The following is a 26,818-nucleotide window of genomic DNA, read 5'->3' as shown; positions in this document are numbered from 1 at the left end:
CTCCTAATCTCCCAATATTTGTGATACATAATTCTTAAATGCGGAACCTGAAAAGCATATAATAGAGTAAGGAAAATTAAATTAATTAACCATGTTAAAATCAATTTCAAGCTTAGGAAATGTTTTGAATAAGTCAGAACAAAGAGAAGTTAATGGAGGTCAAATTGTATGTCCTAGAGGAACTTATTTAAAATGTGACTGGATAAGATGCTGGTGTGAGCCAGAATATACTGAAAAACCTTTTGAAGATTTTGATCATTAAAAACAAATAACTAAAACTAATCAATCATGTTAAAATCAATTGCAAACTTAGGAAACGTTTTGAACAAATCAGAACAAAGAGAAATCAATGGAGGCCAAATAACTTGCCCTAGAGGTCAAGTATTAAGGTGTAACTGGTTAGGTTGCTGGTGTGAGTTTGAGTATGCTGAAGAACCTCTTGAAGACTTTGATCATTAAAAAGTTAATACCTAAAATCTATTAATTATGTTAAACTCAATTTCAAAATTAGGAAATGTTTTGAATAAATCAGAACAAAGAGAAATCAATGGAGGAGCTATAAAATGCCCGCCACATACAAGATATGTATGTTTAGGTGTAGCTCCATTAGTGTCTTGTTGGTGTCAGCCATTTGCACTTCCAGGTGACGAAATAGCTACTATGTAATCAAGTAACTTGTTAAAATTAAAAAGCCACTTATATCTTAATAAGTGGCTTTTTTTATAAACTATACAAGTTTCTTAGCATTCTTAACTTTTTGTTTGGTAAGTGCAATATCAATTACCTCACTCATATCGGTTACATAATGGAATGTTAATCCTTTTAAGTAACTTTCTTTTATCTCTTCTATATCTTTTTTATTATCAGCACACAAAATAATTTCTTTGATGTTAGCTCGTTTTGCAGCCAATATTTTTTCTTTAATACCTCCAACTGGAAGTACTTTTCCACGTAACGTAATTTCACCTGTCATAGCTAATTTATTTTTCACTTTACGTTGCGTAAATAAAGATACTAAAGAAGTTAGCATAGTAATACCAGCACTCGGTCCATCTTTTGGAGTTGCTCCTTCTGGTACGTGAATGTGTACATCATACTTATCTAATACTTCAGGGTTTATTCCAAACTCCTCCGCATTAGATTTAATATACTTCATTGCAATTGTTGAAGATTCTTTCATTACCGTACCTAAGTTACCCGTAATTGAAAGGTTACCTTTTCCTTTAGAAAGAATAGATTCAATAAATAAAATATCTCCTCCAACACTTGTCCAAGCCAATCCAGTAACTACTCCTGCCACATCATTACTTTCATATTTATCACGTTCTAAACGTGCAGGTCCTAAAATAGTTTCTATATCTTCATTTGTTAAAGCAACATTATACTCCTCCTCCATTGCTATAGATTTTGCAGCGAAACGAACTACTTTTGCTACTTGTTTCTCTAAACCACGAACTCCAGATTCTCTTGTATATCCTTCTACTATTTTCTCAATTTGCTTTTTACCTACTGTTAAATGCTCTTTAGATAATCCGTGCTCTTTTAATTGCTTAGGAAATAAGTATTTTTTTGCTATTTCTACTTTTTCTTCAATAGTATAGCCTGTAACATTAATAATTTCCATACGATCTCTCAATGCCCACGGAATTTGATTAATGTTATTAGCTGTAGCAATAAATAATACCTTAGAAAGGTCGTACCCTACTTCTAAATAATTATCATAAAACGATGTATTTTGCTCTGGATCTAAAACTTCTAACATAGCAGAAGAAGGATCTCCTTGATGACTTTGACTTAACTTATCAATTTCATCTAATACAAACACTGGGTTTGAAGTCCCTGCCTTTTTAATATTTTGAATTAAACGACCTGGCATCGCTCCTATATAAGTTTTACGGTGTCCACGAATTTCAGCTTCATCACGTAAACCACCTAAAGACATACGTACATATTTACGTCCTAGTGCTTCAGCAACCGATTTACCAAGCGATGTTTTACCAACTCCTGGAGGTCCATATAAACAGATAATAGGCGATTTCATATCACCTCGTAACTTAAGAACAGCCAAATGTTCTATAATACGTTCTTTTACTTTCTCTAATCCGAAATGATCTCTATCTAAGATTTTTTCAGCTCTTTTTAAGTCAAATTTATCTTTTGAATACTCTCCCCAAGGTAACTCCAACATTAACTCTAAATAGTTACGTTGAACACCATATTCGGCCATTTGAGGATTCATACGTCTTAAACGGTTTAACTCTTTTTCAAAAGTTTCTCCAACCTCTTTATTCCATTTCTTTGACTTTGCCTTAGCACGCATTTCATCTAGCTCTTGCTCATGAGAAACACCACCTAACTCATCTTGAATGGTTTTTAATTGTTGGTTTAAATAATATTCACGTTGTTGCTTATCTAAATCAGAACGTGTTTTAGACTGAATATCATTACGCAACTGTAGTTTTTGAAGCTCTTTATCTAAGTTTTTTAACGTTAGTAGCGCACGCTCTTTTAAATTGTCTTTTTCCAACAACACTTGTTTTTGCGATACGCTTAACTCCATATTTGATGAAATAAAATTCACCAAAAATGAACTTGATTGAATATTTTTTATCGCAAACGACGCCTCTGAAGGTAACATAGGGTTTTCTTTAATAACCTCTAATGCTAAATCTTTAATTGATTCAATAATAGCATCAAACTCTTTTTGATCATCAATTTCTCGCTCATCAACTGCTTCTTTTACTTTAGCCTTTAAATAAGGTTCTTCTTGTATAACTTCTTCAATCTCGAAACGTTTTTTACCTTGAATGATTACAGTTGTATTACCATCAGGCATTTTTAACACACGTAATATTTGTGCAACCACACCTGTTTGATAAATATCATCTATTCCTGGATCTTCTACTTCACTATCTTTTTGCGCTACTACTCCTACAACCTTATCTCCCTTGTTAGCATCTTTAATTAACTGAATAGACTTATCTCTACCTGCAGTAATTGGAATTACAACTCCTGGAAATAAAACTGTATTACGTAATGGAAGAATTGGTAACTCTTCTGGAATACTTTCTCTATTTATTAACTCTTCATCTTCTGGTGTTAGTAATGGAATTAACTCCGAATCTTCATTAAAAACATCTTGAAGCGACAAATTGTCTAAATGTAATATTTTTGATTTACTCATATCTTATTTATTCTGTCATAGTGGCACTTTTCATCTTTTTATTGAAAGAAAACCACTTTTTAAAAACCTTAATCAACTGATAAACAAAAGAATACAAAACACCTTATGTCTATCGCACCAAGTATAATTCAATTCCTATGCCAACGAAAGTTATAAATAACTTAATTTGTAACTTATTTTATTTTGAGTCGTCTCATTAGTATAATATTTCAACAAAAACTAACCAAAAAATGAAATTTAAATTTTTAATTCTTTCACTTACCTTATTACTAATTAGCTGTAGTTCTAAAACAAACTCTCCAGAGTTTATAGAAAAAGTAACCGGGCGATATTATTTTAATGCTGATGAAATTATAGAAGTTACTTTTAATGAAGATAATAATTTACTTATAAAATGGCGTAATCAAGATTTAGAACCTTTAAAAGTAAACGATTCTTCTTTTTACGTTAGAGAGTTAAATGAAAAGTTAATTTTTAACACCTCTGAGAACAAAATAGAGTTAGCAGAAAAAAGAGAACATGATGGTGAAAAATATGTTTTTAAAAAGTTAAAAAAAGGAGAAAAAACACCTAGTGAGTATTTAACAGAAGGTAACTTTGAAGCTGCTTTAAAAGGTTATAAAGCTATTAAAGAAAAAGATAGTTTAAATCCTGTAATTAGAGAGAGAAACTTAAACAGATTGGGTTATCAATATCTTAGAAAAGATGAGTTTGAAAATGCTATTAATGTTTTTAAAATAAATATTGAATTATACCCTAATAGCTCTAATACCTATGATAGTACTGCTGATGCTTATACTAAAATGAAAGATACTATAAAAGCTATTGAATACTATAAAAAAGCACTAGCTATCAATCCTGAAAATAGTAGTTCTAAACGAAATTTAGAAAAACTAACTTCAAAAAAAGAAGAGTAATGGAAAAGTTAAAATATCCTATTGGTAAACCTGAAATTCCAAATAACATTTCTTCTAAAAATATTGCTAAATGGATTGAAACTATAGAAGACTTTCCAAAAAGACTGAATAAGTTAGTTTCTGATTTATCCGAAGAACAATTAGATACTCCGTACAGAGAAGAAGGTTGGACAATTAGGCAAGTGATACATCACTGTGCTGATAGTCATCATAATTCTTATACTCGCTTTAAATGGGCTTTAACAGAAGATAAACCAGTTATTAAAACTTATTTTGAAGATCGTTGGGCTGAATTATTTGATTCCAAAACTGCTCCTATTCAACTTTCGTTAGATACTCTAAAGGCATTACATGCCAAATGGGTTTACTTCATGAAAGGTTTAACTGAAGAAGACTTAAACAAATCGTTTATCCATCCTGACGGAAATGAAGAAGTTGGCTTAAAAGAAAATATTGGAATTTATGCTTGGCATTGTAACCATCACTATGCGCATATTGAACAATTATTAATCAGGAAGAATTGGCTACAAATAAACAATGTTTAAAGAGAAACTTTTACATACTATCACTTCTTTTATTGAAGAAATAGGTATTGGTATCATTTATCAAAAACTTGATGAGCCTTGCTTTTTACCTGGATTAAAATTATATAAAGGGAATATTTTAGTGGATAAAAACAAGTTACAATATCCTGGTGATTTATTACATGAAGCTGGGCATATAGCTACCACTTTACCTGAACAAAGACTTCTTATTGGTACTCCTGAAATGCCTGAAAATTGGCCCAGTGATGGCGACGAAATAGCCACTGTTATATGGTCATATGCTGCTTTGCATAAACTGAATTTAGCTCCAGAAATTGTTTTTCATGAAAACGGCTATAAAAACCAATCCAAATGGCTTATAGAACAATTTGAAAACAAAAATTACATAGGTTTACCTTTACTAGAATGGATGGGACTTTGTCATCAAAATAGCAAAGAAGATTCTTCTCACTTGACTTTTCCGAACATGATAAAATGGCTTCGTTAACCTTACAGTAAAATCAACAGAGCAATACCTACAAACACTACAATTTGTGCCCACTTTAAGTATATTCCTACTTTATTATGCTGTTTAATATAATCAGAAATTTTTCCTGCCAAAATAGCAATGGAAGAAAATATTAAGAAAGATGTCAAAATGAATAATCCTCCTAGTACATAAAACTGGAGTACGTTTGACAAGCTGTCAGAAAACAAAAACTGTGGGAAAAACGCCAAAAAGAAAATTGTAACCTTGGGGTTTAGCACATTCATCCAAAAACCTGTTTTGAATAATTGTAGTGTTGATTTTTTCTCAACATTTTCAGTTGAAAAAGCAATATTAGCATCACTTTTATACACTTGAAAAGCTAAGTACAGTAAATACCCTGCTCCAAATAACTTGATAATGAAAAATAAGTTCGGGTTTTGTTTTATGATTTCTGATACTCCAAAAGCCACCAAAGTTGTATGAATTATACATCCTGTCATTAAACCAGCAACCGTAGCTAATCCATATTTTTTACCATTAACAATACTTTGTGTTAACACAAAAATATTATCAGGTCCAGGTGAAATAGCTAAGGTAGCGGTAGCAAAAACAAAAGAAATAAGGGTTTCTAGCATAAATTAACTTTCAGCTAAAATAGCTTTATTGATTCTTTTTACCAAGCTTGGTCCTTCATAAATGAATCCTGTATAAATTTGTACTAGATCTGCACCTGCATTTAGCTTATCTAAAGCATCTTTTTCAGAATGGATACCTCCTACTCCAATAATAGGAAATGCTTTATTAGAATTATCCGTTAAGTATTGAATCACTCTTGTGCTTCTATCTTTAACCGGTTGTCCACTCACCCCTCCATTACCTATTTCTTGTAAGCGTTCTTTAGATGCTTTTAAATTATCTCTATTTACTGAAGTATTCGACGCTATCACTCCATCAATTTTAGTTTCAGCAACCAACTCAATAATTTCATCAAGCTGTTGGTTGTTCAAGTCTGGAGCAATCTTTAATAGAATTGGTTTTTGTACTGTTTCAGCGTTGTTTAACTTTTGAACTTCAGTAATTAGTTCCTTTAAGTAATCAGCATCTTCAAGTTTTGCATGACTAGATACATTTGGACAACTAACATTTAGTACAAAATAGTCTACATACGGATGTAATCCTTTAAAACAGGCTACATAGTCTTCAGTATAATTTTCAGGAGCTGTATTCGTATTCTTACCAATATTTCCTCCAATAATTATTTTTCCTTTATTCTTTTTTAATTGTTCAATTGCTGCTTCTAAACCTTCATTATTAAAACCCATTCGGTTTATGATTCCTTTATCATTTTTTAAACGAAATAAGCGTTTTTTCGGATTTCCTGCTTGACCTTTTGGTGTTACGGTACCTATTTCAACAAAACCAAACCCAAAATTAGCCAGCTCATTGTACAACACTGCATTCTTATCAAACCCAGCCGCTAACCCTACAGGGTTTTTAAAAGTTAAACCAAATAAGTTACGCTCTAATTTTTTATCGTTTACTTGATATATTCCTCTAAAAATAGATGGCACTCCTGGTATCTTCGATAAAAACTTTACCAATGAAAATGTAAAATGATGAATCTTTTCAGGATCAAAAAGAAAAAAAATTGGACGAATAAGTAATTTGTACATCAGTTTATTTTAGTTTGTCTTGTTTGTTAAATATAAAAAAAGCTCCAAAAATGGAGCTTCTGAATTATCGTAATACAGCATCTAAACTCTTTTCGAATGTTTGCTGTAGCTTCTGCATTATTTTATCTATCTGTTTATCTGCCAATGTTTTGTTTTCATCTTGTAAAACAAAACTTACTGCATACGATTTTTTACCCTCTGGTAATTTATCTCCTTCGTATACATCAAACAAATCTACTTCTTTTAAAAGCTTTCTTTCTGATTGAAATGCTAAGTTATAAATTTCTTTGAATTCAACTTTATTATCCAATAACAAGGCTAAATCACGCTTTACAGCTGGAAATTTAGGTAAATCAGCTACTTTTATTTTTTTCTTACCAACTAAACCTAAAATGTTTTGCCAGTTAAAATCAGCAAATAATACTTCTTGTTTAATTGAAAATTCTTTTAAAATTGTTCTTTTAACAACTCCTAACTCTACTAATTTAGTTTTCCCTAAGCTTAACGTAATTCCTTCAGAAAACACATCTGATTTTGTTGGAGTAGTCTTTAATTTATCAATTCCTAAACGACTTAATAAAGCTGTTACAACTCCTTTAACATAGAAGAAGTCTGATGCTTGTGAAGCAACTTTCCAGCTATCTTGTGTTCTATTTCCTGTAACAAACAATGTTAAATGCTTGTCTTCTTGGTATCCACTTTCATATTTATGATATGTCTTACCGAACTCATAAAACTTTAATGAATTATTCTTTCTATTGATATTGTAAGCAACTGACTCTAAACCACTAAATAGTAACGACTGACGCATTACTTTTAAATCATTACTCAATGGATTAAGCATTTCAACATTAAAGTCAGCGTTTAAGTTATCAGATAACTCAATATAATCAGCTTTCGTTAACGAATTAGCCATAGTTTCATTAAAACCTATCGACGTTAACTGGTCAGCTACAATGTTTTCAATCTTAACATTTTTATCACTATCAAAAGAAATTGATGTGTTTAGTTTATGAGAAAACTCTATGTTATTATACCCATAAACACGTAAAATCTCTTCTATAATATCCGACTCACGTTGTACATCTACTCTATAAGAAGGTACCACTAACCCTAAACCTGCCTCAGTAACACTATTTATTTTAATATCTAGTGAAGCTAAAATCTTTTTTATAGTTTCTTTCGGTATTTCTTGACCTATTAATTTATATGCATTATCAAACGATAAGAATACCTCAAAATCTTCCACCTTTACTGGGTAAAAATCTAAAATATCAGAAGACATTTTTCCTCCTGCATATTCTTCAATTAATAAAGCAGCACGCTTTAAAGCATATTTTGTCGTATTAATATCAATTCCTCTTTCGAAACGGAAAGAAGCATCCGTATTTAATCCGTGACGTTTTGCTGTTTTTCTAACCGATACTGGATTGAAGTAAGCACTTTCTAAGAAAATAGAAGTTGTATGTTCTGTTACACCTGATTTTGCTCCTCCAAACACACCTCCAATACATAACGGATTATCATCCGCATCACAAATCATAATATCTTCAGAAGATAACTCTCTTTCTACATCATCTAAAGTAGTAAATTTTGTTCCTTCCTCTAAAGTTTTTACTACTACTTTGCCTCCTCTAATTTTAGAAGCATCAAAAGCATGTAATGGCTGTCCTAATTCGTGTAATACGTAATTTGTAATATCTACGATATTATTCTTAGGAGTCAACCCAATTGCTTTTAACCTATTTTGAATCCACTCTGGTGATTCTTTTACTTCTACATCAGTAATGGTTATACCACAATAACGAGGAGCTAAATCTTTATCTTCAATTTCGATATCGATTTTGTGAGTACGCTCATCAACATGAAAATCTGATACTGATGGAGAAATTAATTCAATATTAGTTCCTTGCTGAATTAATCCAGCTCTTAAATCACGTGCAACACCGTAATGGCTCATTGCATCCGCACGGTTTGGTGTTAAACCTATTTCAAAAACGTGGTCTGTTTCAATATTAAAAACTTCTGAACAAGGAGTACCTGGTACTAAGCTTTCATCTAAAACCATAATTCCGTCATGACTTTGTCCTAAACCTAATTCATCTTCAGCACAAATCATTCCGTGACTCTCTTCTCCTCTAATCTTTCCTTTTTTGATTTTAAAGCCTTCTCCTTTTTCATCATACAACATGGTACCAACAGTAGCCACAGGTACTTTTTGACCTGCTGCAACATTTGGTGCACCACATACAATTTGCACAGGGTTACCATCTCCTAAATCAACAGTAGTAACTTTTAACTTATCTGCATTTGAATGCTTTTCACAAGTTTTAACTTCACCTACGACAACTCCTTTAAGGCTTCCTTTAATACTCTCTACAGTTTCTATTCCTTCAACTTCAAGACCTAAATCAGTCAATAACTCACCTGTTTTCTCAGCCTCCCAGTCTGTTTGTAAAAATTGTTGTAACCAATTGTATGATATCTTCATAATCAATCTCTAATTTTAGCGTGCAAATTTACGCAAAATAAAGGAAAAACTATAAACTAGTTATCTACAAAAGATATACGATTGATTATTAACCTTTTGGTAACATTGGAAAATTATATTTTTTATTGATTTGTAACGAGTTAACAAAATTTTAACATTTCAAGAAAATATTATGAAACATAAACTACTCTTCTTTTTTTTGATAGTATCTCTATCAGTTTTTTCACAGATTCCATCATACTATAATGATGTAAATTTAAATTTATCGGGTTCTGCTCTAAAAAATGAACTAGCAACAAAAATTATTAATACACATACCACTAACTTATCATATACTCCTGGTGTGTGGAACGCTTTAAAACAAACCGATTTAGATCCTAACGATCCTAGTAAAGTTTTATTAATTTACGGATATAGTGACACTGACGGTAATTATGTTACTGACAGAACTAGAGACAAGGATGCTAACGGTGGTACTGCTGGTACACAATGGAACAGAGAACACGTATATGCTAAATCATTAGGAAACCCTAATTTAGGAACTTCTGGTCCTGGAGCAGATGCGCATCATTTAAGAGCTGCTGATATTTCTTTCAACTCTCAAAGAAGTAGCAAAAAATTTGCGGATGGTTCTGGTAATGCTGGTAGTGTTTCTGGTGGCTGGTACCCTGGTGATGAATGGAAAGGTGATGTTGCCCGTATGATGATGTATATGTATTTACGTTACGGTAATCAATGTTTACCTACTGGTGTTGGTACAGGAGCTACTATGACTTCAGACTCTAACATGCTTGCTTTATTTATTCAATGGAATGTAGACGATCCTGTATCTGACTTTGAAAAACAACGTAATCCTATTTTAGAAGGAATTCAAGGAAATCGTAATCCTTTTATTGACAACCCTGCTTTTGCTACTGAAATTTGGGGAGGCCCTCAAGCTGAAGATTTATTTGGAGGAGGTAGTGGTTCTGACACCCAAGCTCCTACTGCTCCTACTAACTTATCTGCTTCTAACATTACTGAAACTACAGTTGATTTAACTTGGTCAGCTTCTGCAGATAATATTGGTGTTTCAGGATATGATGTATATAATGGAGCTGCTAAAATAGCCACAACCTCTTCAACTTCTTATACTGTTATAAATTTAACAGCAGCTACTAATTATACTTTTTCTGTAAAAGCCAAAGATGCAGCAGGTAATGAATCTACTTCTAGCAATTCAGTTTCTGTAACAACTAATACTAGTTCAGGTGGAGGAAACGGAACAGCAACAGATTTATTAATTTCTGAATATGTAGAAGGTTCTTCAAACAATAAAGCTATTGAAATTGCTAATTTTACTGGAGCTACTGTAAACTTATCTGGATATTCATTAAAAAAAGCTGCTAATGGTGGCGGGTGGACTAATACTTTAACTTTAAGTGGCCAATTAACAAATGGAAATGTTTATGTAATCGCTAATAGTAGTGCTTCTAGCACAATACTTAACAAAGCAGACAGAACAGATACAGGTGTAATTTCTTTTAACGGAAACGACGCTGTTGGTTTATTTAAAGGAAGTACCCTTATCGATTTAATTGGAGATCCTAATAGCTCTTCTACATTTGCGCAAGACAAAACAATGCAAAGAAAATCTTCTGTTACATCTCCTAACAGTTCTTATACAACTTCTGAATGGGATATCTTAGCTAAAGATACATTTAGCGGCTTGGGAAACCACAACATTAATGGCGGATCTACTACTCCAGACACTACTGCTCCATCAACCCCTACTAACGTTGCTGCTTCTATCATAACACAAACTTCTGTTAACCTAAGTTGGACAGCATCAACAGATGATACTGGTGTTACAGGATATGAAGTATATCAAGGAAACACAAAAATAACAACTGTTACTGCAACAAGCTATTCTGTAAGTGGGTTAACAGCTTCAACAAGCTATACATTTTCTGTAAAAGCAAAAGATGCTGCTAATAATATTTCTTCAGCTAGTAATACAGTAAATGTAACAACTTTAGCAAACACAGTTTCTTACTGTAGCACTAAAGGGAATAACGTAAATTATGAATGGATTGACAATGTTGCTATCGGAGGAATTTCAAATACTACTGGCGCTAATAGTGGATATGCAGACTTTACGTCTTTAACTGGTAATTTACCTTACGGAAGTAACACTATAGTTGTGAGTGCAGGTTTTTCTAGCTCTTCTTATACTGAATATTGGAAAGTTTGGATTGACTTCAACCAAAACGGAACTTTTGAATCTTCTGAAGAAGTTGTTAGTGGCTCTTCATCTAGCTCTGGTAATTTATCATATAATTTTTCTGTACCTACCTCTGCTTTAGCAGGCGCTACAAGAATGCGTGTATCAATGAAATGGAATGCAGCTCCTTCACCTTGTGAAACTTTTTCTTATGGTGAAGTTGAAGATTATACGGTAAACATAGGTGCTAGCGCAAAAGGATTAGGAGACAGTAATATTACTATTGATGGAAAGTTAGGAAATGAAGCTTCTATCTTTGATGCTAGTGTTTTACCAAACCCTAGTGTAGATTTTGTAAAAATTAAATTAGCAGATGACAGAAATGCTACTTTTAAAGTTACAACCTTAACAGGTCAACAAGTTTTAACAGGAAAGGTTACTCATAACAATCTTAACATTTCAAGCTTAAATAACGGAATTTATATTCTTGAAGTAAACGACGGTCAAAAATCATTTACTAAAAAGATTATCAAAAAATAGTTTATAGCTATAGAACACAAAAAGAGCTTCCAAAATTGGAAGCTCTTTGTTTTTTATACGATTTAAAAGACTAAACTTCAATTGTAGTTTTTGATTCTTTTGAAGAAAACACATAAGTATATAACCACATAAGAGTAAATGTCGGTACAACATCTAACCCAGGCATAGCTTCTTCAATAAAAGCAATGGCTCCTGCTACTTTACCTTTATTTCCTTTATACATTTTTGTCATTATATACGCAGATGCTGGTGCCCAAACAATATCAGACAATTCTCCAAGCCCAGGTATTAAATAAGATACATACCCAATAGCGTCAAACAATAAACTTAATGCTAGTTTTTGGTACTTTTTTTCTTTATTCATTTAGTATTAAATTAATTCCACACTTAACAAATCAAAATTCAAGCCAAAATTTATAACTTTTATCTTGTAAATTGATAAGTTTGTCCTAAAATACTAAAAACGAATGACTTTTTCTGATTTTATCAATCAAATAGAAAGATTGCAGCAAAAGCAACTGGGTGGTTTAACATCTCAATTTAAATTAGCTCCAAAGTTAAGAACACGTTTTTCAGAAGAATTAATACAAAGTAAAAACCCTAGAAAAGCAGCTGTTTTAGCGTTATTTTATCCTGACAATAATAACCAAACACGTTTTTTACTTACTGAAAGAGCCAGCTATAATGGAGCGCATTCATCACAAATAAGTTTTCCTGGAGGTAAGTTTGACAAAGAGGATAATAACCTAAAAACAACAGCTTTACGTGAAACTTTTGAAGAAGTTGGTGTACACTATAAATCTATTGAAATAATACGACAAACTTCAGACGCCTATATTCCTCCTAGTAATTTTTTAGTAGCTCCATTTATAGGTATTTCAGAAAAAACACCTCATTTCACTCCAAACGAAGAAGTTGCAGAAATTATTGAAGTTTTATTAGCTGATTTATTAGACGATTCAAACTTAACTTCAGTAGAAATGGAAACCTCATACATGAAAAATATTGAGGTACCATGCTTTAAATTAAACGATTACATTGTGTGGGGTGCAACTGCCATGATGCTTTCAGAAATTAAAGATTTATTTAAATAGTTTTTTTTATGGTTTTCTTTTGTAATTTAGCATTTACACTAATAAAACCTGATTATAAAAATGCCTTTATTTAAAAGGAATCCTTTTGGACATATATTGTTCATTAAAAGATTTTTAATACAAGTTCTCGGAGTTATTTCTCACGGACGTTACCGTAAGTTTAATGACCTACAAATAGAGGGAATGGATGTTTTAAGAAGTCTCCCCGACCAAAAAGTACTATTTATTTCTAACCATCAAACTTACTTTGCCGATGTAGCAGCTATGTTTCACGTATTTAATGCTGCTTTGAAAGGTAGAGACGACAATATTAGAAACGTAGGATATTTATGGAAACCTAAATTAAACATTTATTATGTTGCTGCAGGTGAAACCATGCGTTCTGGGTTACTTCCTAAAATTTTTGCTTATGTAGGTTCTGTTTCTGTTGAAAGAACTTGGAGAAGCGCTGGTAAAGATGTAAACAGACAAGTAAAAATGTCTGACATTTCTAATATAGGAAAAGCATTAGATGATGGTTGGGTAATTACCTTTCCACAAGGTACAACTACCCCTTTTAAGCCTATTCGCCGTGGTACAGCTCATATTATTAAAACCTACAAACCTATTGTAGTTCCTATAGTAATTGACGGGTTTAGACGTTCTTTTGACAAAAAAGGGTTGATGATAAAAAAACGTAACGTACTACAATCTATGGTTATTAAAGAGCCTTTAGAAATTGATTACGAAAATGAAGATGTAGCTAGCATTGTTGAGAAAATTGAATATGCTATAGAGCAACATCCATCTTTTTTAAAGGTGTTAACACCTAAACAGCTTCAAGAACAAGAAGAATTCATTGAAAAAAGACGTTTTTGGGGAGCTGATAAACCTAAAGAAAAAGAAAAGAAAGATTAATAACATTAAAATTAACGTTTAAGTTATGGCTGATAAATCTATTTTAAATAAAAAGTCGATAGACTTCTTAGAAAAATATTTAAATAATGCTGCTCCTACTGGATACGAATGGGAAGGGCAAAAAATATGGATGGACTATTTAAAACCTTATGTTGACGAGTTCATTACAGACACTTATGGTTCTGCTGTAGGAGTTATAAATCCTGATGCTAAATATAAAGTAGTTATTGAAGGACATGCTGATGAAATTTCTTGGTATGTAAATTATATTTCTGATGACGGGTTAATTTATGTAATCCGTAACGGAGGTAGCGACCACCAAATTGCTCCTAGTAAAATTGTAAACATTCACACAAAAAATGGAATTGTAAAAGGTGTTTTCGGATGGCCAGCAATTCATACACGTAATAAAGCAAAAGAAGAAGCTCCTAAACCTGATAATATTTTTATTGATTTAGGATGCGCTACTAAAGAAGAAGTAGAAAAACTAGGTGTGCATGTTGGTTGTGTTATTACATATCCAGATGAATTCCATATTTTGAATGGAAATAAGTTTGTTTGTCGTGCATTAGACAACCGTATGGGTGGGTTTATGATTGCTGAAGTAGCTCGTTTACTACACGAAAACAAGAAAAAATTACCTTTCGGACTGTATATTACAAACTCAGTTCAAGAAGAAATTGGTTTACGTGGTGCACAAATGATTACTGAAACCATTAAACCTAATGTTGCTATTGTTACCGATGTAACTCATGACACTACTACACCTATGATTGACAAGAAGAAAGAAGGTCATTTAGAGTTAGGTAAAGGTCCTGTAGTAGCCTATGCTCCTGCTGTGCAACAAAAATTAAGAGATTTAATTATTGATACTGCCGAAGCTAACAAAATTCCTTTCCAACGCTCTGCCTTATCAAGAGCTACAGGAACTGATACTGATGCATTTGCATATAGCAATGGCGGTGTTGCTTCTGCTTTAATCTCTTTACCATTACGTTACATGCACACTACCGTTGAAATGGTACACCGTGAAGATGTTGAAAACGTAATTAAAATGATTTACGAAAGTTTATTAAAAATTGAAGACGGAGAAAACTTCTCTTATTTCAAATAATAAAAATAATTAAACGTCATTACTTCCCTGTAATGACGTTTTTTTTACCAACCTCTTATGGATGAATTAATAGATATTGTTGACGAAAACGGAAACTACACAGGAAAAACCTGCTTAAAATCCGAAGCTCACAAAAATGGCTACTTCCACCCTACTATTCATATTTGGTTATATACTCCAGATCAACAAATACTACTTCAAAAAAGAGCATTAACAAAAAAAGTGTTTCCTGGTTTATGGGATATTTCTGTAGCAGGACATATAGCCGCTGGTGAAGACATTAAAATTGCTGCTATCAGAGAAATTAAAGAAGAAATAAGTTTTGATATTCTTTCTGAACACTTGCATAAAATAGGTACACGAAAGCACATGGTAAATCATCCTAATGGAATTATCGATAATGAGTTTCATCATGTATTTATTGCAGAATTAACTGTTTCTGTTGAAGATTTAACTCTTCAAAAAGAAGAAGTTGCCGAACTTAAGTTATTTCCTTTAGAAACAATTCTACATACCAAAAACTACAAAAACGTACTACTTCCCCAATATCAAGACTATTATTCGTTTGTACATAGCCAAATTGTAAAAAAACTTAGTATATTATAGTATCTAATTTCATTTAAGATGAAACAGTTACTATTCTTTTTATTTGTTTGTATACTTCAATCCTGTGTCTCTAAACAATATTTAAAAAAGCATAGTTTTTCAAGTGATATTAAGAGCTTGATAAAAGAGACATATGTAATAGAAAACGATCAAAAAAAGTTAATTCAAACAAAAAAACTATATTTTACTAAAAACGGACGTGTAAAATCATCAAAAACCACTGATAACCTAGGCAATATTATCGAACAAACCGAAAAACGTCTTTGGTTTGAAAAACGCTCTTATCCAAATAAACTTCCTTATTACTGTAAAACACGCTGGAAACCAAAACAACGAGAGCGCATCAGTTGTTACACCCAAAAACAGTATAAGCAAAATGAAGTCATTGCTTATTATACTCAAAAAGGATTAATTGATAAGATAGTAGATAATTTCTCTACGTTTTATACACATCAATACCAATACACAGATGGTCAACTTTCAAAAATTGTGGTTACTGATAAAGACAACAATCTTGTAAATACAATCAAGTTTGAATGTCTCTCTAAAGACTACAAAGGAAACTGCCTTAAACAAAAGAAAGAGTCTACAAGTTCAGATATTATAAATATTATATCTTTTACATTCACCTATCAATAGTCTTACTTAAAATTAGATAGAGTACGTTTAAACTTAAATAGCTATATTTAAGACAAATAATCTCTCTATATGTTAACAAAACAAGAAAAATCTGCATTAAGAAGTAGGTTGTTTCGTCACTTAGACGGAATTGTAACTTGTCCTGCAGCCTACACTTTACATGAAAAAGGAATTACAGAATATTTGTTAGATAAAAAATCAGTTAGTTTAACTGAAATCACCAATCATTTCAAAGCTAATGATGGCTACTTAAATGTTGCCTTAAGAACACTCTGCTCACAAGGTTGGCTAACACAACATGTAGACAATACTCAAAATAAAGTTCAGTTTGAAGTAAATAAAGCTTCTACTATTGCTTTTTCTTATTTTCACTTATATAAAGAAGCTTTTTCATTGTTGAAGTTTTCTGAAAATTATAGCGCCAGAAAATTTGAAATTGAACCTTTTATAAAGCTAGAAAACCTATATAAAAACTTTACAAACAATTTCGGAATTGAACCTCCATCAACTTCCGAAGAAAAAGAAATCATAGCGCAAATTCTTACACATATTGAAGGAATTATTGTTGGACCAACAATAGTTTTATTAGGAATGAGTGGTATGTTTCATAAATACTTTATGCAAACAAAATTTAGCGCTGATGAATTTCATAAAGACGCTGATAATTTTAGTCGACTACTTGATTTATTAACTAATTTAGGTTGGTTTTCCAAAACAAATGACTCGTATGAATTTACTGATGAAGGCTTATTTTTTGCAAGAAGAGCAAGTGCTTACGGAGTTACAGTATCCTATATCCCTACTCTTAGAAAATTAGACAAACTTATATTTGGAAACCCAGATATTTTTATAACTTCTGACATAGGTAATGACGAAATTCATGTAGATAGAGAAATGAACGTTTGGGGAAGTGGTGGCGCACACTCAACCTATTTCAAGGTGATTGATGAAATCATCATCAATCTATTTAACAAACCTATTAATGAGCAACCTAAAGGAATTTTAGATGTTGGTTGTGGTAATGGTGCTTTTTTAAAACATTTATTTAACGTAATTGAACATCAAACCAAAAGAGGTACAATGCTAGAGGATTATCCACTTTTACTTATTGGTGTCGATTATAACGAAGCTGCATTAAAAATTACTCGTAAAAATCTGGTACAAGCCGATATTTGGGCGAAAGTGATTTGGGGAGATATCGGTAACCCAAAAGCACTATCAAAAGATTTACAAGATAAATATGGCATTAATCTTTCTGATTTATTGAATGTCCGCACCTTTTTAGATCACAACAGAATTTGGCAAGAACCTACTCCTAACGATAATTTAACTATTACCAATTCAACTGGAGCTTATGCTTACAGAGGAAAACGTTTAAACAATAACCTTGTGGTAGAATCATTAAAACAACATTTCAACAAATGGAAACCCTTTATCAGTAAATTTGGGCTGTTATTAATTGAACTACATACCTCAAAACCAGAATCGGTTGCTAAAAACTTAGGAAAAACAGCTGCAACTGCCTACGACGCAACACATGGCTATTCCGACCAATATATTATTGAACTTGATGAGTATATGAACACTATGGAAGCTATTGGATTGACCTACGATAAAAATACGTTTAAAAAATTTCCAAATTCGGAATTGGCAACAGTTTCTATTAATCTTTTTAAGTAAAACCTAATTCTCTAATTCATACAGTTTAGGTTCGGTTATATTAACTTTTGAAAAGACTTCTTTATTTATTTCAAAGTGCATTTTAGACATTTCGTTTAAATACACTTCAAGAGCTTTCATACCTATTTCGTTTCTACGCTTATTTACGTTTATACTATCTATTAATGGTTTTGGATATGCTTGACAAACTTTCCAATTATACAACACTTGAGTTCCGTAAACTTGCTTTTCTCCCATATTCAATTGTACTCTATCTAGCAAATAGGCATAGTTTTCAGGGCTAGCATTCATATTCTCTACCTCTATTTTCATCTTCTTTAAAACTTCTTCTTGAAATTCTGGTTTAGAATCCAAATGTTGTACTACAAAGCCAAAAATTTCTGGAACCTTCTTCTCCTGCTATATCAAAACCTACAAAACCATACTCTTTAAAAATTTCTAAAACTTTCTTATGAGTTATAGCAAAAACACTGTCTTTAAATGACTTCCATTCTTCTTTAGTTAATTCTTTGTGTTTTCCAGAAGGAATCCCAGCTGCAACTTGGTCTATTTCAACCATACTTGCTAGTTCATCAACCAACTCCTGGTTATATTTTTTTTTGACAGGATTCTCATTTTTGGTTTTACAACCAACTAATATTACCAACACTAAAGCTGTAATAAATTTAATTCTCATCAGTTTTATTTTCTTTAACTGACAATAAATTAGCAAAAAGCTTATAAGCTCCTGAAACTCCTGCCGGCAGCTCTCTAAAAAAACTTAACCCTGTGTAAATATAGTTTCCTTTTCCATATTTCGCTACAAGTAAACTTCCATCTTTAGCTGACTCTCCTTTATCATGCATTGATAAAATAGGCGTGTATTCTTTACTCCATTTGTTTGGAAAGTATAGTCCACGTTCTTGTACCCATCCATCAAAATCAGCTTCCGTGATTTTGTTTGGGTAATTTAAAATAGAATGTTCTTTAGCTAAGAATGTTACGTTTGCATTTTCATCGGTAACTCTATCACGAGACAACTGTAAATTGTAAGGAGCTTGTACATCTACTCTTCTGTTTGTATTGTATTGTACAATTACATTTCCTCCATTTTTCACATACTCTAACAAATATTTTTGTTTAAACTGTAACTCTTTTATAGTGTTGTATGCTCTAATACCAATAACAACTGCATCAAATTGCTCTAAATTGCCATTAATCTCATTTACATTCAATTCTGTTACTTTGTAACCAATTTGCTGCAAGCTTTCTGGAATTGCATCTCCAGAACCTTGTATATACCCAATTCTTGTACCATTTTTTTTAATATTCATGCGTACAACTTTAGCTTGTGATGGTAATAATACTGACTGTTTAGGGATATGATTGTAATTGATTTCTATCAATTCTTTATCATAATTTTTTCCTTCAACTTTTGCTATAGCTTTTAATACTCCTTCTGATTCTTTCTGTGTTGGAGTGACCATAAAGTCAATCAATTGAATATCTCCTTTTTGAGCTATGGAGAACTTTACTTCTTTTGGTGTAACTTCCCATCCTTTAGGTGCATTCAGCTCTACAATTCCGCTAGTATTTTTTGCTCCTGAACGAACTTCTACAGTTACTTTTTGAGATTTTTCTGAAGAAAAAACTAATACTTTATTCAATAATTTTGTTGTTACTTTAGGTAACACCTCAAATGGCTCATAAATTTCTCCTTTATCTCTTTTTGAATAACGATATACTACTGGCTTTATAAAAGAAATAGACTCATTTTCTATCATTAGATCGAATTGTACTTGAATTGGCCTTGGTGTTTCTGGTTTCCCTCTTAATTGTTGATTTTCTACCGTATACATTCCTAAACTCCATGGTTTTTGCAGCCAATACGGTGATGAATACGTTATCTCAGGTATTGAAATAGTTTCTGTAAACGTTTTCTTTTCGTTATTCGCTAAATCTAAGTCTTTTACTATTTTTTTATTCTCTGGAAGTATTTTTACGGAAGATAACTCCATTGAAACTCCACTTCTATTTAGCACTTCAAAATCAATATTCACTGAACTATTTGGTGTTGAACTAGAACTTTCTGCCGAAGCTTCTAAATATAAACCAGCACAAGCTTCGATAATTTCTTTTAATTCTTTGGTTTTAATAGTTTTCCAATGCTCATCTTTTAATTCTTGAACTTTTTGATACGCTTTTAATAAATCTGAAAGGTGTTTTGACGGATTTACAAAATCAAAATTTTGTTCAACATCATATAAAATATCTCCTATCTCTCCCCCACCTTCTACTCTATTCCATGTTGTATTTATTCCTGAAAAAATATCTTTTTTATCTTTAGGGAAATCTCCTTTTAAGAACTCTACATATTCAGTTTGAGTCCCTCTAGTAGTTAATCTACCAAAACCTTGGCATAAATGCTGACTACTTGCAATTGCTGCCAATTCATTATTAGATAATCCTTTCAAAGGGTAATAAGTTCCTATATCAAAGCTTAACATTTTACTTTTGTCTGCTTTTGCAAACTTTTCTTGACTACCATAAAACCACCAAGAAGTATTAAAAAATAACCTGTTTGGTTTCCATGTATTGGTATATTGTAATTGCTCTGGATATTTTGTTTTATCATTAGCCAAATCAAAAGCTTCCACACTTAACATTGCCGAAGAAGTATGATGTCCGTGGGTTGTACCTGGTGTTCTATGATTAAAACGATTAATGATTACATCCGGCTTGAAAGTACGTATTACCCAAACTACATCGGCTAATACTTTATTCTTATCCCAAATTTTTAACGTTTCATCAGGGTGTTTTGAATACCCAAAATCATTAGCTCTAGAAAAACGTTGTTCTCCTCCATCTACACCTCTTGCTGCTAATAATTCCTGTGTACGAATAACTCCTAATAGTTCTCGCATTTCAGGACCTATTAAATTTTGCCCTCCGTCTCCACGTGTTAATGACAAATATCCTGTTCTTGCCTTTTCATGATTAGATAAATAAGCAATTAAACGTGTATTTTCATCATCTGGATGTGCAGCGATGTATAATGCTGAACCCAGAAAGTTTAATTTTTGAACTTTCTCGTAAATTTGGTTTGAAGTAAGTTTTTGTGGTTTTTGTGCATTTATTGTTAATGAAATCAATAAAAAAGACAGTAATAAAAGTACTTTTTTGTGCATTTTTAATAGTTTGAGTAATACACAAATGTAACTTTTTTAACTAAAGTATGAAGTACATTAACAAAATGCTAACATTTAAAAAAAGATAAACCGAGAATTCTACAGAATTCTCGGTTTATCTTTTTTTAACATTATTAATATTCTCTTTTTTACTCCCAATGTAAACCTAATACAAATGTTACATCTTCACCTCCTATGTTATAAGTATTAGCAGTAAAAGAAAGTTCTTTAGGTTTTATATCACGATATTCAGCTAAAGAAATACTTTTCTTTACTAACTCTGTTTTTGGCTTACTTCTTTTTGTATTTTGACCACTAAAAGTCAAAGAAAACGATTTATTAGGAATTCCATCATGATATACTTTTGTCTCATACATAACATTTACAAGATTTTGAGATTGGTCTTCCCAATCAATCCATACCACTTCTCTAAACCTAGAAAGAGAACTATTATTTGTATCGTCTTCTTTTGATAGATATACAAAATTCTCATTATTATTCTCATCTAATTCAGAAATAGAAAAACTCGCTCTTAAGGAAAGAAGTGAGTCATTATAACCATAATAAAAATCATCCAAAATACGATAACCAACTCCATTTAAAATAACATAAGTAACGTATACTTTTGAGTGTTCTTTTTCTATAATTTCAAAGTTTTTACTTACAACTATTCTTTTCTCGCCATTAACATAAAAAGTTCCCTTTACATTTTTAGTACCAAAATCTTTAAACGTTTTTGTTATTGAATTATCATAACCTTCAACAATCTCATCATCGAACACCCATTCAACACCACTTATATAAACCTCTTTTTCGGAAGATTCTTGAGTTACCCTAAAAGTAATTTCTTCAAACTGTGTTTTTTTACCTATAATTTCTATATAAAACTTCGGATCATCTATATCTATTTCTTCATCATTCGAAGAGGAACAAGCAGTTAATAAAACAGAAATTAATAAAAAGAAAGCAATTTTTGTTTTTGTAAAATATATTTTCATAGTTTTAAATTTTAAATTGACGCGAATATAGTTTTTTAATCTAAAAAATACTCGTCTTTAAACCCTATTAAGTACAATTTTTCTTGGGCACGAGTAACAGCTGTATATAACCAACGTAAATATTCTACTGATGCACCGTCTGGTAAGTATGGTTGCTCTATAAAAACCGTTTTCCATTGTCCCCCTTGTGATTTATGACAAGTCATTGCGTATGAAAATTTCACCTGAAGTGCGTTGAAATACTTATTTTTCTTCACTCCCATAAATTGCTTGTATTTAGATTTTTCATGCGCAAAATCTTCCTTTACAGCTTCATACAAACGGTTTGACTCTTCATACGTTAATGATGGACTTTCACTTGTAAGAGTATCTAAGAGTAAAACAGTTTCAAAAGGTTTCATATCAGGATAATCAATCATGCGAACTTCCACTTCGGCAAACTTAAACCCGTATAATTCTTTAATTGAATTGATACGCATTACTTCACAAATATCACCATTTGCTATAAATCCTGCCGAAGAAGAGTCTTTTAACCAGTAGTAGTTATTTTTCACTACCATCACGTAATCTCCCGTAGAAATTTCATTTTCTTGTCCACGAATTTTAGTTCTAATTTGTTGATTGTATTGATTAGCCCTCTTATTTGAACGCACAATAATAGCTGTATCCTCTACACCTATTTCACCATCATAAGCTGTAGTTATAGCGTCTTGAATATCGTAACCATCTTGTAGACGAATAATGTCGGGGTAATTTAAATCAAACTGAAAATGTGTTGAATCGTTCTGAATTAACAAACGTAAATCAGTTGCATTTGCCAAAATTCCAGAACCTTCTTCTTGTCGCACAACTTCATCTAACTCAATTTCTGTAACTTCTTTGTTAAACTCGAAAGAGAGTTTATCGGCCTCCAAAGCTGGACTCATCGTCAATTTTACTGGTGGTAGCTGCGCAGTATCACCAATAAAAATAATTTTACAATTTTTTCCTGAGTATACATACGATATTAAATCATCCAATAAAGAACCATTTTCAAATAATTTAGCGTTCTGTTTTTCATCAGAAATCATAGAAGCTTCATCAACAATGAAAAGGGTATCGGTATGCTTATTGGGTTGCATTACAAAGTTTACTGCACCACTACTTTGTTTTTTAGGAAAGTATATTTTTTTATGAATAGTAAATGCTTGTCGATTAGAATATCCTGAAATTACTTTTGCTGCACGCCCTGTAGGTGCTAGTAAAACTGCTTTTTGTCCTATCTTCCATAAATTATGAACAACAGTACTTATTATGGTTGTTTTTCCTGTTCCTGCATACCCTTTTAACAAAAATAAAGCGCGATTATCATCCGAAAAAATAAAGTCTGTTAATACATCTAATAACTCATTTTGCTTTTCTGTAGGTGTGTATGGGAACTTTTGTAGTATTTCTTTATAAAATTTCGAAGCAGTTTGTATCATATATCAAATAATATTCAAAGATAAGTCTATTTATAAATTAATTATTTTCATCATTGAAAAAAAATTGTAGATTTGCGAATATCATACATTAAAAATTAAAAAAATGAGTTTATTATTAATGATTTTAGCAGCTGTTGTAGTTGCAGTTCTTTTAGCATTACTTGTTGTTAAGTTTGTTCCTCTAAAAATGAGATGGTTAGTCTCAATATTATTATTAGGAGCAACTGTCTTTTTAGTATATAAAATTTATAATGGTGTTATGGAGCCTATCAATTTTAACAAAGACAAGAGAGTACGTTATGCTAAGGTTATTAAGAATTTAAAGTTGATTCGAGACGCTGAAGTAAAATATAAAGAAGTTTACGGAACATATACTAACAATAAAGACACTTTACTTACCTTTATTAAGAACGGTCAATTAGCTATTACCGAAACTAAAAACGTTGAGAAAACAATTGAATTAGGTGGTGGTATTACTAAAGACATATCTGTTAAAGTTATTGATACTGTAGGATACGAACCTGTTTTAAAATATTTTGAAGGTAAAGAGTATGCTACTATGTTTGATGTTCCTGGTACAACAGAGCAATTTGAATTAGCTACTGGTAGAGTTGAAAAAGTTGCTGGTTTAGAAGTCCCTGTTTTTGAAGCTAAAGTTTCTAAGAAGCCTATTTTAACAGGAATGAATCCTTCTTTAATAAAACAAGAATTAGAAGCTATTGAGACAGACCAAATTAAAGGTGAATTTGTTTCTGTTGGTTCTTTAACTGAAGTAACTGTAGGTGGTAACTGGCCTCCTTATTACGATAAAGGTGAAGCAATTGCAAAAAAAGAGTAAAAAAAATAGCGCTTTTGCGCAGCATAAAAGTCTATCCATCCAATTTAGTTTGGATGGATTTTCTTTTTGTATTTTAAACTCAGAGACTAAAGAACCTCTTCTTTTTACTGAGTATACATTTTCTAGTACTACTCCTTCTCCTGAACTTTTACTAGAAAGAATTATTCGTGTTTTTGACACTGACAAAGATTTACAACAAGATTTTACATCTGTTTTTGCTATTCATCAAAATAATTTGGCGACGTTAGTTCCTAATAAGCTTTTTGATAGAAATAACTTAGCTCCTTATTTAAAATATGATGTAAAAACACTAAAAACAGATTTTATTACTTATGATTTACATAATGTTATAGCTGCTAATACGGTTTATATACCTTATGTAAACATTAACAATTATCTTTTTCAAAACTTTGGTGAATTTGAGTATAAACACCATTCAACAGTTTTAATTGATAAACTACTTACTTATTCTGAAAACGACTCTGAAGAACAGTTTTTTGTACATGTTTCTTCTTCTCATTTAGATATTGTCGTTTGCAAAGAAGGTAAACTATTGTTTTACAACTCATTTTCTTACAATACAAAAGAAGATTTTATCTATTATATTCTTTTTACTGCTGAACAGTTACAAATGGATCCTAACACCTTTCAGTTAACTTTTATTGGTGATATTGAAAAAGAATCAGATACATACTCTATTACTTACACATATGTTCGAAATATTCATTTTATGAATCCTGTAAATAGCTTTTTTGCAGATAGTGAAGACTTTTCGAACCATTCTAATTTTATACTTATAGCCTAATGCGAATTATTTCTGGAAAATATAAAAGTAAAAGAATTACAGCTCCTAAAAACTTACCTGTACGTCCTACAACTGATATGGCAAAGGAGTCTTTATTTAATATTTTAAATAACTTCTATTACTTTGAAAACATTTCAGTATTAGATTTATTTGCAGGAACTGGAAATATCAGTTACGAATTTGCTTCTAGAGGTACAGAAACTATATATGCTGTTGATGCTCATTTTGCTTGTATAAAGTTTATTAATCAAACTTCAAAGGAGTTAGATATGAATATTACTAGCTACAAAAGTGACGTATATAAGTTTTTAGAAAAAACACCTCTTAAAACAGATGTTATTTTTGCTGACCCTCCTTACGACTTTGAAGAAAGTCAGTTTTTAAAAATTGCTGATATTATTTTTGATCGCGGTTTATTAAATGAAGATGGTCTTTTAATTATTGAACACTCTAAACATACAGACTTATCTCAACACCCTTTTTATAGCTATGAAAAACGTTACGGGGGTAATGTTTTTAGCTTTTTTGAAATCGTTGAGAATGACGAAGAAGAATAAAATATTATATAAAAAGGGAGCTAATTAGCTCCCTTTTTTATTACTCTATTACTTAAATACATACCGCATTATTATAAAACTGTATTAAGTTTTAATTGCTCTTCATACATTTTTCTTGTTTTATCATCCATTTGAGATACATTATCGTATGCTACTGGCTCTGTTAATTTACTTTCAGAAGAATCAAGAATTTTATAGCTTGTTTTTTCATTAAAGTATTCTATTACTCCTGTTGCATACTTAATATTCCAAACACTGGTTAGTGCATAAATCTTTCCTGGCTTTAGAGTGTATTCATCTTCTATAGACTGGCTCCAAATTCTAGTTATTGAATTTTCATACTTCTGAGTAAATGAGTCCTCTATTTTTGACTTAAATCCTGCAGAAACTTCAGCACTTCCTCCTGCTGGATCATCTTTTCCTCCAATCCAGCCTCCAATTTTTCCATTTATGCTAAACTCAGAGCTTTCGCTATGTGATTTTGAAAAAGAAGACGATTGTGAAAAAGCTGTTTGAAATGTTGTTTTAATAGTCCTTTTTACAGTTTCATTAAAATTTCTTAAATCAAAAAAGTAATACACTCTCACATTCTCTTCTTCTATTTTTTCTCTTGTTGGTTTTAATTCAACCTTTTGTAAAAAGTGTCCTTTATCACTGCTCCAATTCACATAAAAATCATCTGTCATATTGTAAATAGTACCTGGTTCTATAATTACAGGAAGCCCTATACCTTCTTTTTTCCAAACTCTAACTTTAACCGTTGGATAAGAATCATCTCTAAGCTCTCCTATATTTCCCTCATTTATATCAATCTCCATTCCTGGGATTGTACCTAAATATGGTTTTCCATCTGTAGTTTTATAGAACCCTACTCTAATGTTTGCTCCTGTTAATACATTTTTAAATCTCATTTTTTCTCTTTTTAAGTTATGTGTTAA

Annotated in this window: 27 protein-coding genes; 16 read left to right on the top strand and 11 right to left on the bottom strand. The window is 31.5% G+C overall.

Annotated features, from left to right (window positions below; all coding sequences use genetic code 11):
• Positions 1–91: 91 nt before the first annotated feature.
• From VCM48_RS01505 to VCM48_RS01495, 3 genes are read left to right on the top strand one after another with little or no spacing between them, the layout of a single operon-like run.
• Positions 92–262, top strand: a complete 171-nt coding sequence (locus VCM48_RS01505) for a hypothetical protein (RefSeq protein WP_164723413.1) — start codon at positions 92–94, stop codon at positions 260–262.
• Positions 263–288: 26 nt separating this feature from the next.
• Positions 289–459: a hypothetical protein gene (locus tag VCM48_RS01500; protein ID WP_274639761.1), complete on the top strand. Its 171-nt coding sequence runs from the start codon at positions 289–291 to the stop codon at positions 457–459.
• A 27-nt stretch (positions 460–486) separates the two neighbouring features.
• Positions 487–666 carry a hypothetical protein gene (locus tag VCM48_RS01495; RefSeq protein ID WP_124588444.1) on the top strand — a complete coding sequence of 60 codons (180 nt, stop codon included), beginning with the start codon at positions 487–489 and terminating at the stop codon, positions 664–666.
• Positions 667–727: 61 nt separating this feature from the next.
• Here the strand turns inward: VCM48_RS01495 and lon are convergent, their stop codons facing one another.
• Positions 728–3,184, bottom strand: coding sequence for an endopeptidase La (gene lon, locus VCM48_RS01490; protein WP_274639760.1), 2,457 nt, complete (start codon positions 3,182–3,184; stop codon positions 728–730).
• Between the two features lie 230 nt (positions 3,185–3,414).
• On the opposite strand from lon, the gene VCM48_RS01485 reads away from it, so the two are divergent.
• The 3 genes from VCM48_RS01485 to VCM48_RS01475 are packed head-to-tail and all read left to right on the top strand — an operon-like array spanning position 3,415 to position 5,133.
• Positions 3,415–4,101, top strand: a complete 687-nt coding sequence (locus VCM48_RS01485; RefSeq protein WP_482271353.1) for a tetratricopeptide repeat protein — start codon at positions 3,415–3,417, stop codon at positions 4,099–4,101.
• Positions 4,101–4,646 (top strand): YfiT family bacillithiol transferase, encoded by a 546-nt coding sequence (locus VCM48_RS01480; protein ID WP_482271352.1) that lies wholly within the window; start codon positions 4,101–4,103, stop codon positions 4,644–4,646. The genes VCM48_RS01485 and VCM48_RS01480 overlap by 1 nt, the downstream gene beginning before the upstream one ends.
• The gene (locus tag VCM48_RS01475; RefSeq protein WP_482271351.1) at positions 4,639–5,133 is read left to right on the top strand and encodes a hypothetical protein; all 495 of its coding nucleotides are present in this window, start codon (positions 4,639–4,641) and stop codon (positions 5,131–5,133) included. Before VCM48_RS01480 ends, VCM48_RS01475 begins: the two co-directional genes overlap by 8 nt.
• Before the next feature lie 2 nt (positions 5,134–5,135).
• Here VCM48_RS01475 and VCM48_RS01470 read toward each other — a convergent pair whose 3' ends face one another.
• The 3 genes from VCM48_RS01470 to pheT all read right to left on the bottom strand — a co-directional run bounded on the left by VCM48_RS01470 (position 5,136) and on the right by pheT (position 9,279).
• Entirely contained in the window at positions 5,136–5,750 is a 615-nt protein-coding gene (locus tag VCM48_RS01470; protein ID WP_482271350.1) for a LysE family translocator, read from the bottom strand.
• 3 nt (positions 5,751–5,753) lie between these two features.
• On the bottom strand, positions 5,754–6,788 hold the full coding sequence (locus VCM48_RS01465) for a quinone-dependent dihydroorotate dehydrogenase (RefSeq protein WP_482271349.1): 1,035 nt from the start codon (positions 6,786–6,788) through the stop codon (positions 5,754–5,756).
• Positions 6,789–6,852: 64 nt separating this feature from the next.
• Positions 6,853–9,279, bottom strand: coding sequence for a phenylalanine--tRNA ligase subunit beta (gene pheT, locus VCM48_RS01460; protein ID WP_482271348.1), 2,427 nt, complete (start codon positions 9,277–9,279; stop codon positions 6,853–6,855).
• 172 nt (positions 9,280–9,451) lie between these two features.
• On the opposite strand from pheT, the gene VCM48_RS01455 reads away from it, so the two are divergent.
• Complete coding sequence (locus VCM48_RS01455) at positions 9,452–12,022, top strand: endonuclease (protein WP_482271347.1); 2,571 nt, start codon at positions 9,452–9,454, stop codon at positions 12,020–12,022.
• A gap of 70 nt (positions 12,023–12,092) precedes the next feature.
• On the opposite strand, the gene VCM48_RS01450 is transcribed toward VCM48_RS01455, so the two are convergent.
• Entirely contained in the window at positions 12,093–12,386 is a 294-nt protein-coding gene (locus VCM48_RS01450) for a hypothetical protein (protein WP_047789548.1), read from the bottom strand.
• A 103-nt stretch (positions 12,387–12,489) separates the two neighbouring features.
• On the opposite strand from VCM48_RS01450, the gene VCM48_RS01445 reads away from it, so the two are divergent.
• The 6 genes from VCM48_RS01445 to VCM48_RS01420 all read left to right on the top strand — a co-directional run bounded on the left by VCM48_RS01445 (position 12,490) and on the right by VCM48_RS01420 (position 18,052).
• Complete coding sequence (locus VCM48_RS01445; protein WP_121146719.1) at positions 12,490–13,116, top strand: NUDIX hydrolase; 627 nt, start codon at positions 12,490–12,492, stop codon at positions 13,114–13,116.
• 60 nt (positions 13,117–13,176) lie between these two features.
• Entirely contained in the window at positions 13,177–14,013 is an 837-nt protein-coding gene (locus VCM48_RS01440; protein ID WP_047789545.1) for a lysophospholipid acyltransferase family protein, read from the top strand.
• A gap of 25 nt (positions 14,014–14,038) precedes the next feature.
• On the top strand, positions 14,039–15,127 hold the full coding sequence (locus tag VCM48_RS01435) for a M42 family metallopeptidase (protein WP_274639748.1): 1,089 nt from the start codon (positions 14,039–14,041) through the stop codon (positions 15,125–15,127).
• 57 nt (positions 15,128–15,184) lie between these two features.
• Positions 15,185–15,733: an NUDIX hydrolase gene (locus VCM48_RS01430; protein WP_482271346.1), complete on the top strand. Its 549-nt coding sequence runs from the start codon at positions 15,185–15,187 to the stop codon at positions 15,731–15,733.
• A gap of 18 nt (positions 15,734–15,751) precedes the next feature.
• Positions 15,752–16,372: a hypothetical protein gene (locus VCM48_RS01425; protein ID WP_482271345.1), complete on the top strand. Its 621-nt coding sequence runs from the start codon at positions 15,752–15,754 to the stop codon at positions 16,370–16,372.
• A 69-nt stretch (positions 16,373–16,441) separates the two neighbouring features.
• Positions 16,442–18,052 carry a class I SAM-dependent methyltransferase gene (locus VCM48_RS01420; protein WP_482271344.1) on the top strand — a complete coding sequence of 537 codons (1,611 nt, stop codon included), beginning with the start codon at positions 16,442–16,444 and terminating at the stop codon, positions 18,050–18,052.
• A gap of 3 nt (positions 18,053–18,055) precedes the next feature.
• On the opposite strand, the gene VCM48_RS01415 is transcribed toward VCM48_RS01420, so the two are convergent.
• The 5 genes from VCM48_RS01415 to VCM48_RS01395 form a co-directional block, all read right to left on the bottom strand.
• Entirely contained in the window at positions 18,056–18,406 is a 351-nt protein-coding gene (locus VCM48_RS01415; protein WP_482271343.1) for a DUF6624 domain-containing protein, read from the bottom strand.
• The gene (locus VCM48_RS01410; RefSeq protein WP_482271342.1) at positions 18,396–18,728 is read right to left on the bottom strand and encodes a hypothetical protein; all 333 of its coding nucleotides are present in this window, start codon (positions 18,726–18,728) and stop codon (positions 18,396–18,398) included. The genes VCM48_RS01415 and VCM48_RS01410 overlap by 11 nt, the downstream gene beginning before the upstream one ends.
• Positions 18,718–21,219, bottom strand: coding sequence for a PIG-L family deacetylase (locus tag VCM48_RS01405; RefSeq protein ID WP_482271341.1), 2,502 nt, complete (start codon positions 21,217–21,219; stop codon positions 18,718–18,720). The genes VCM48_RS01410 and VCM48_RS01405 overlap by 11 nt, the downstream gene beginning before the upstream one ends.
• A 149-nt stretch (positions 21,220–21,368) precedes the next feature.
• Entirely contained in the window at positions 21,369–22,217 is an 849-nt protein-coding gene (locus VCM48_RS01400) for a hypothetical protein (RefSeq protein ID WP_482271340.1), read from the bottom strand.
• A gap of 35 nt (positions 22,218–22,252) precedes the next feature.
• A complete protein-coding gene (locus VCM48_RS01395; RefSeq protein WP_482271339.1) occupies positions 22,253–23,680 on the bottom strand; it encodes an ATP-dependent DNA helicase in 1,428 nt (475 codons plus the stop codon).
• A 103-nt stretch (positions 23,681–23,783) separates the two neighbouring features.
• Between VCM48_RS01395 and VCM48_RS01390 the strand changes: the two genes are divergently transcribed.
• The 3 genes from VCM48_RS01390 to VCM48_RS01380 are packed head-to-tail and all read left to right on the top strand — an operon-like array spanning position 23,784 to position 25,880.
• Positions 23,784–24,518, top strand: coding sequence for a hypothetical protein (locus VCM48_RS01390; protein WP_274639739.1), 735 nt, complete (start codon positions 23,784–23,786; stop codon positions 24,516–24,518).
• Positions 24,493–25,323 carry a DUF3822 family protein gene (locus tag VCM48_RS01385; protein ID WP_482271338.1) on the top strand — a complete coding sequence of 277 codons (831 nt, stop codon included), beginning with the start codon at positions 24,493–24,495 and terminating at the stop codon, positions 25,321–25,323. Before VCM48_RS01390 ends, VCM48_RS01385 begins: the two co-directional genes overlap by 26 nt.
• Complete coding sequence (locus tag VCM48_RS01380; RefSeq protein ID WP_274639737.1) at positions 25,323–25,880, top strand: RsmD family RNA methyltransferase; 558 nt, start codon at positions 25,323–25,325, stop codon at positions 25,878–25,880. Before VCM48_RS01385 ends, VCM48_RS01380 begins: the two co-directional genes overlap by 1 nt.
• A gap of 71 nt (positions 25,881–25,951) precedes the next feature.
• Here VCM48_RS01380 and VCM48_RS01375 read toward each other — a convergent pair whose 3' ends face one another.
• Complete coding sequence (locus tag VCM48_RS01375) at positions 25,952–26,791, bottom strand: hypothetical protein (RefSeq protein ID WP_440121415.1); 840 nt, start codon at positions 26,789–26,791, stop codon at positions 25,952–25,954.
• Positions 26,792–26,818: the final 27 nt, after the last annotated feature.

The organism is Tenacibaculum sp. DPLXC6, assembly GCF_056815515.1.
The sequence above is the reverse complement of the archived record's forward strand: the minus strand, read 5'-3'. Positions and strand labels throughout refer to the sequence as shown.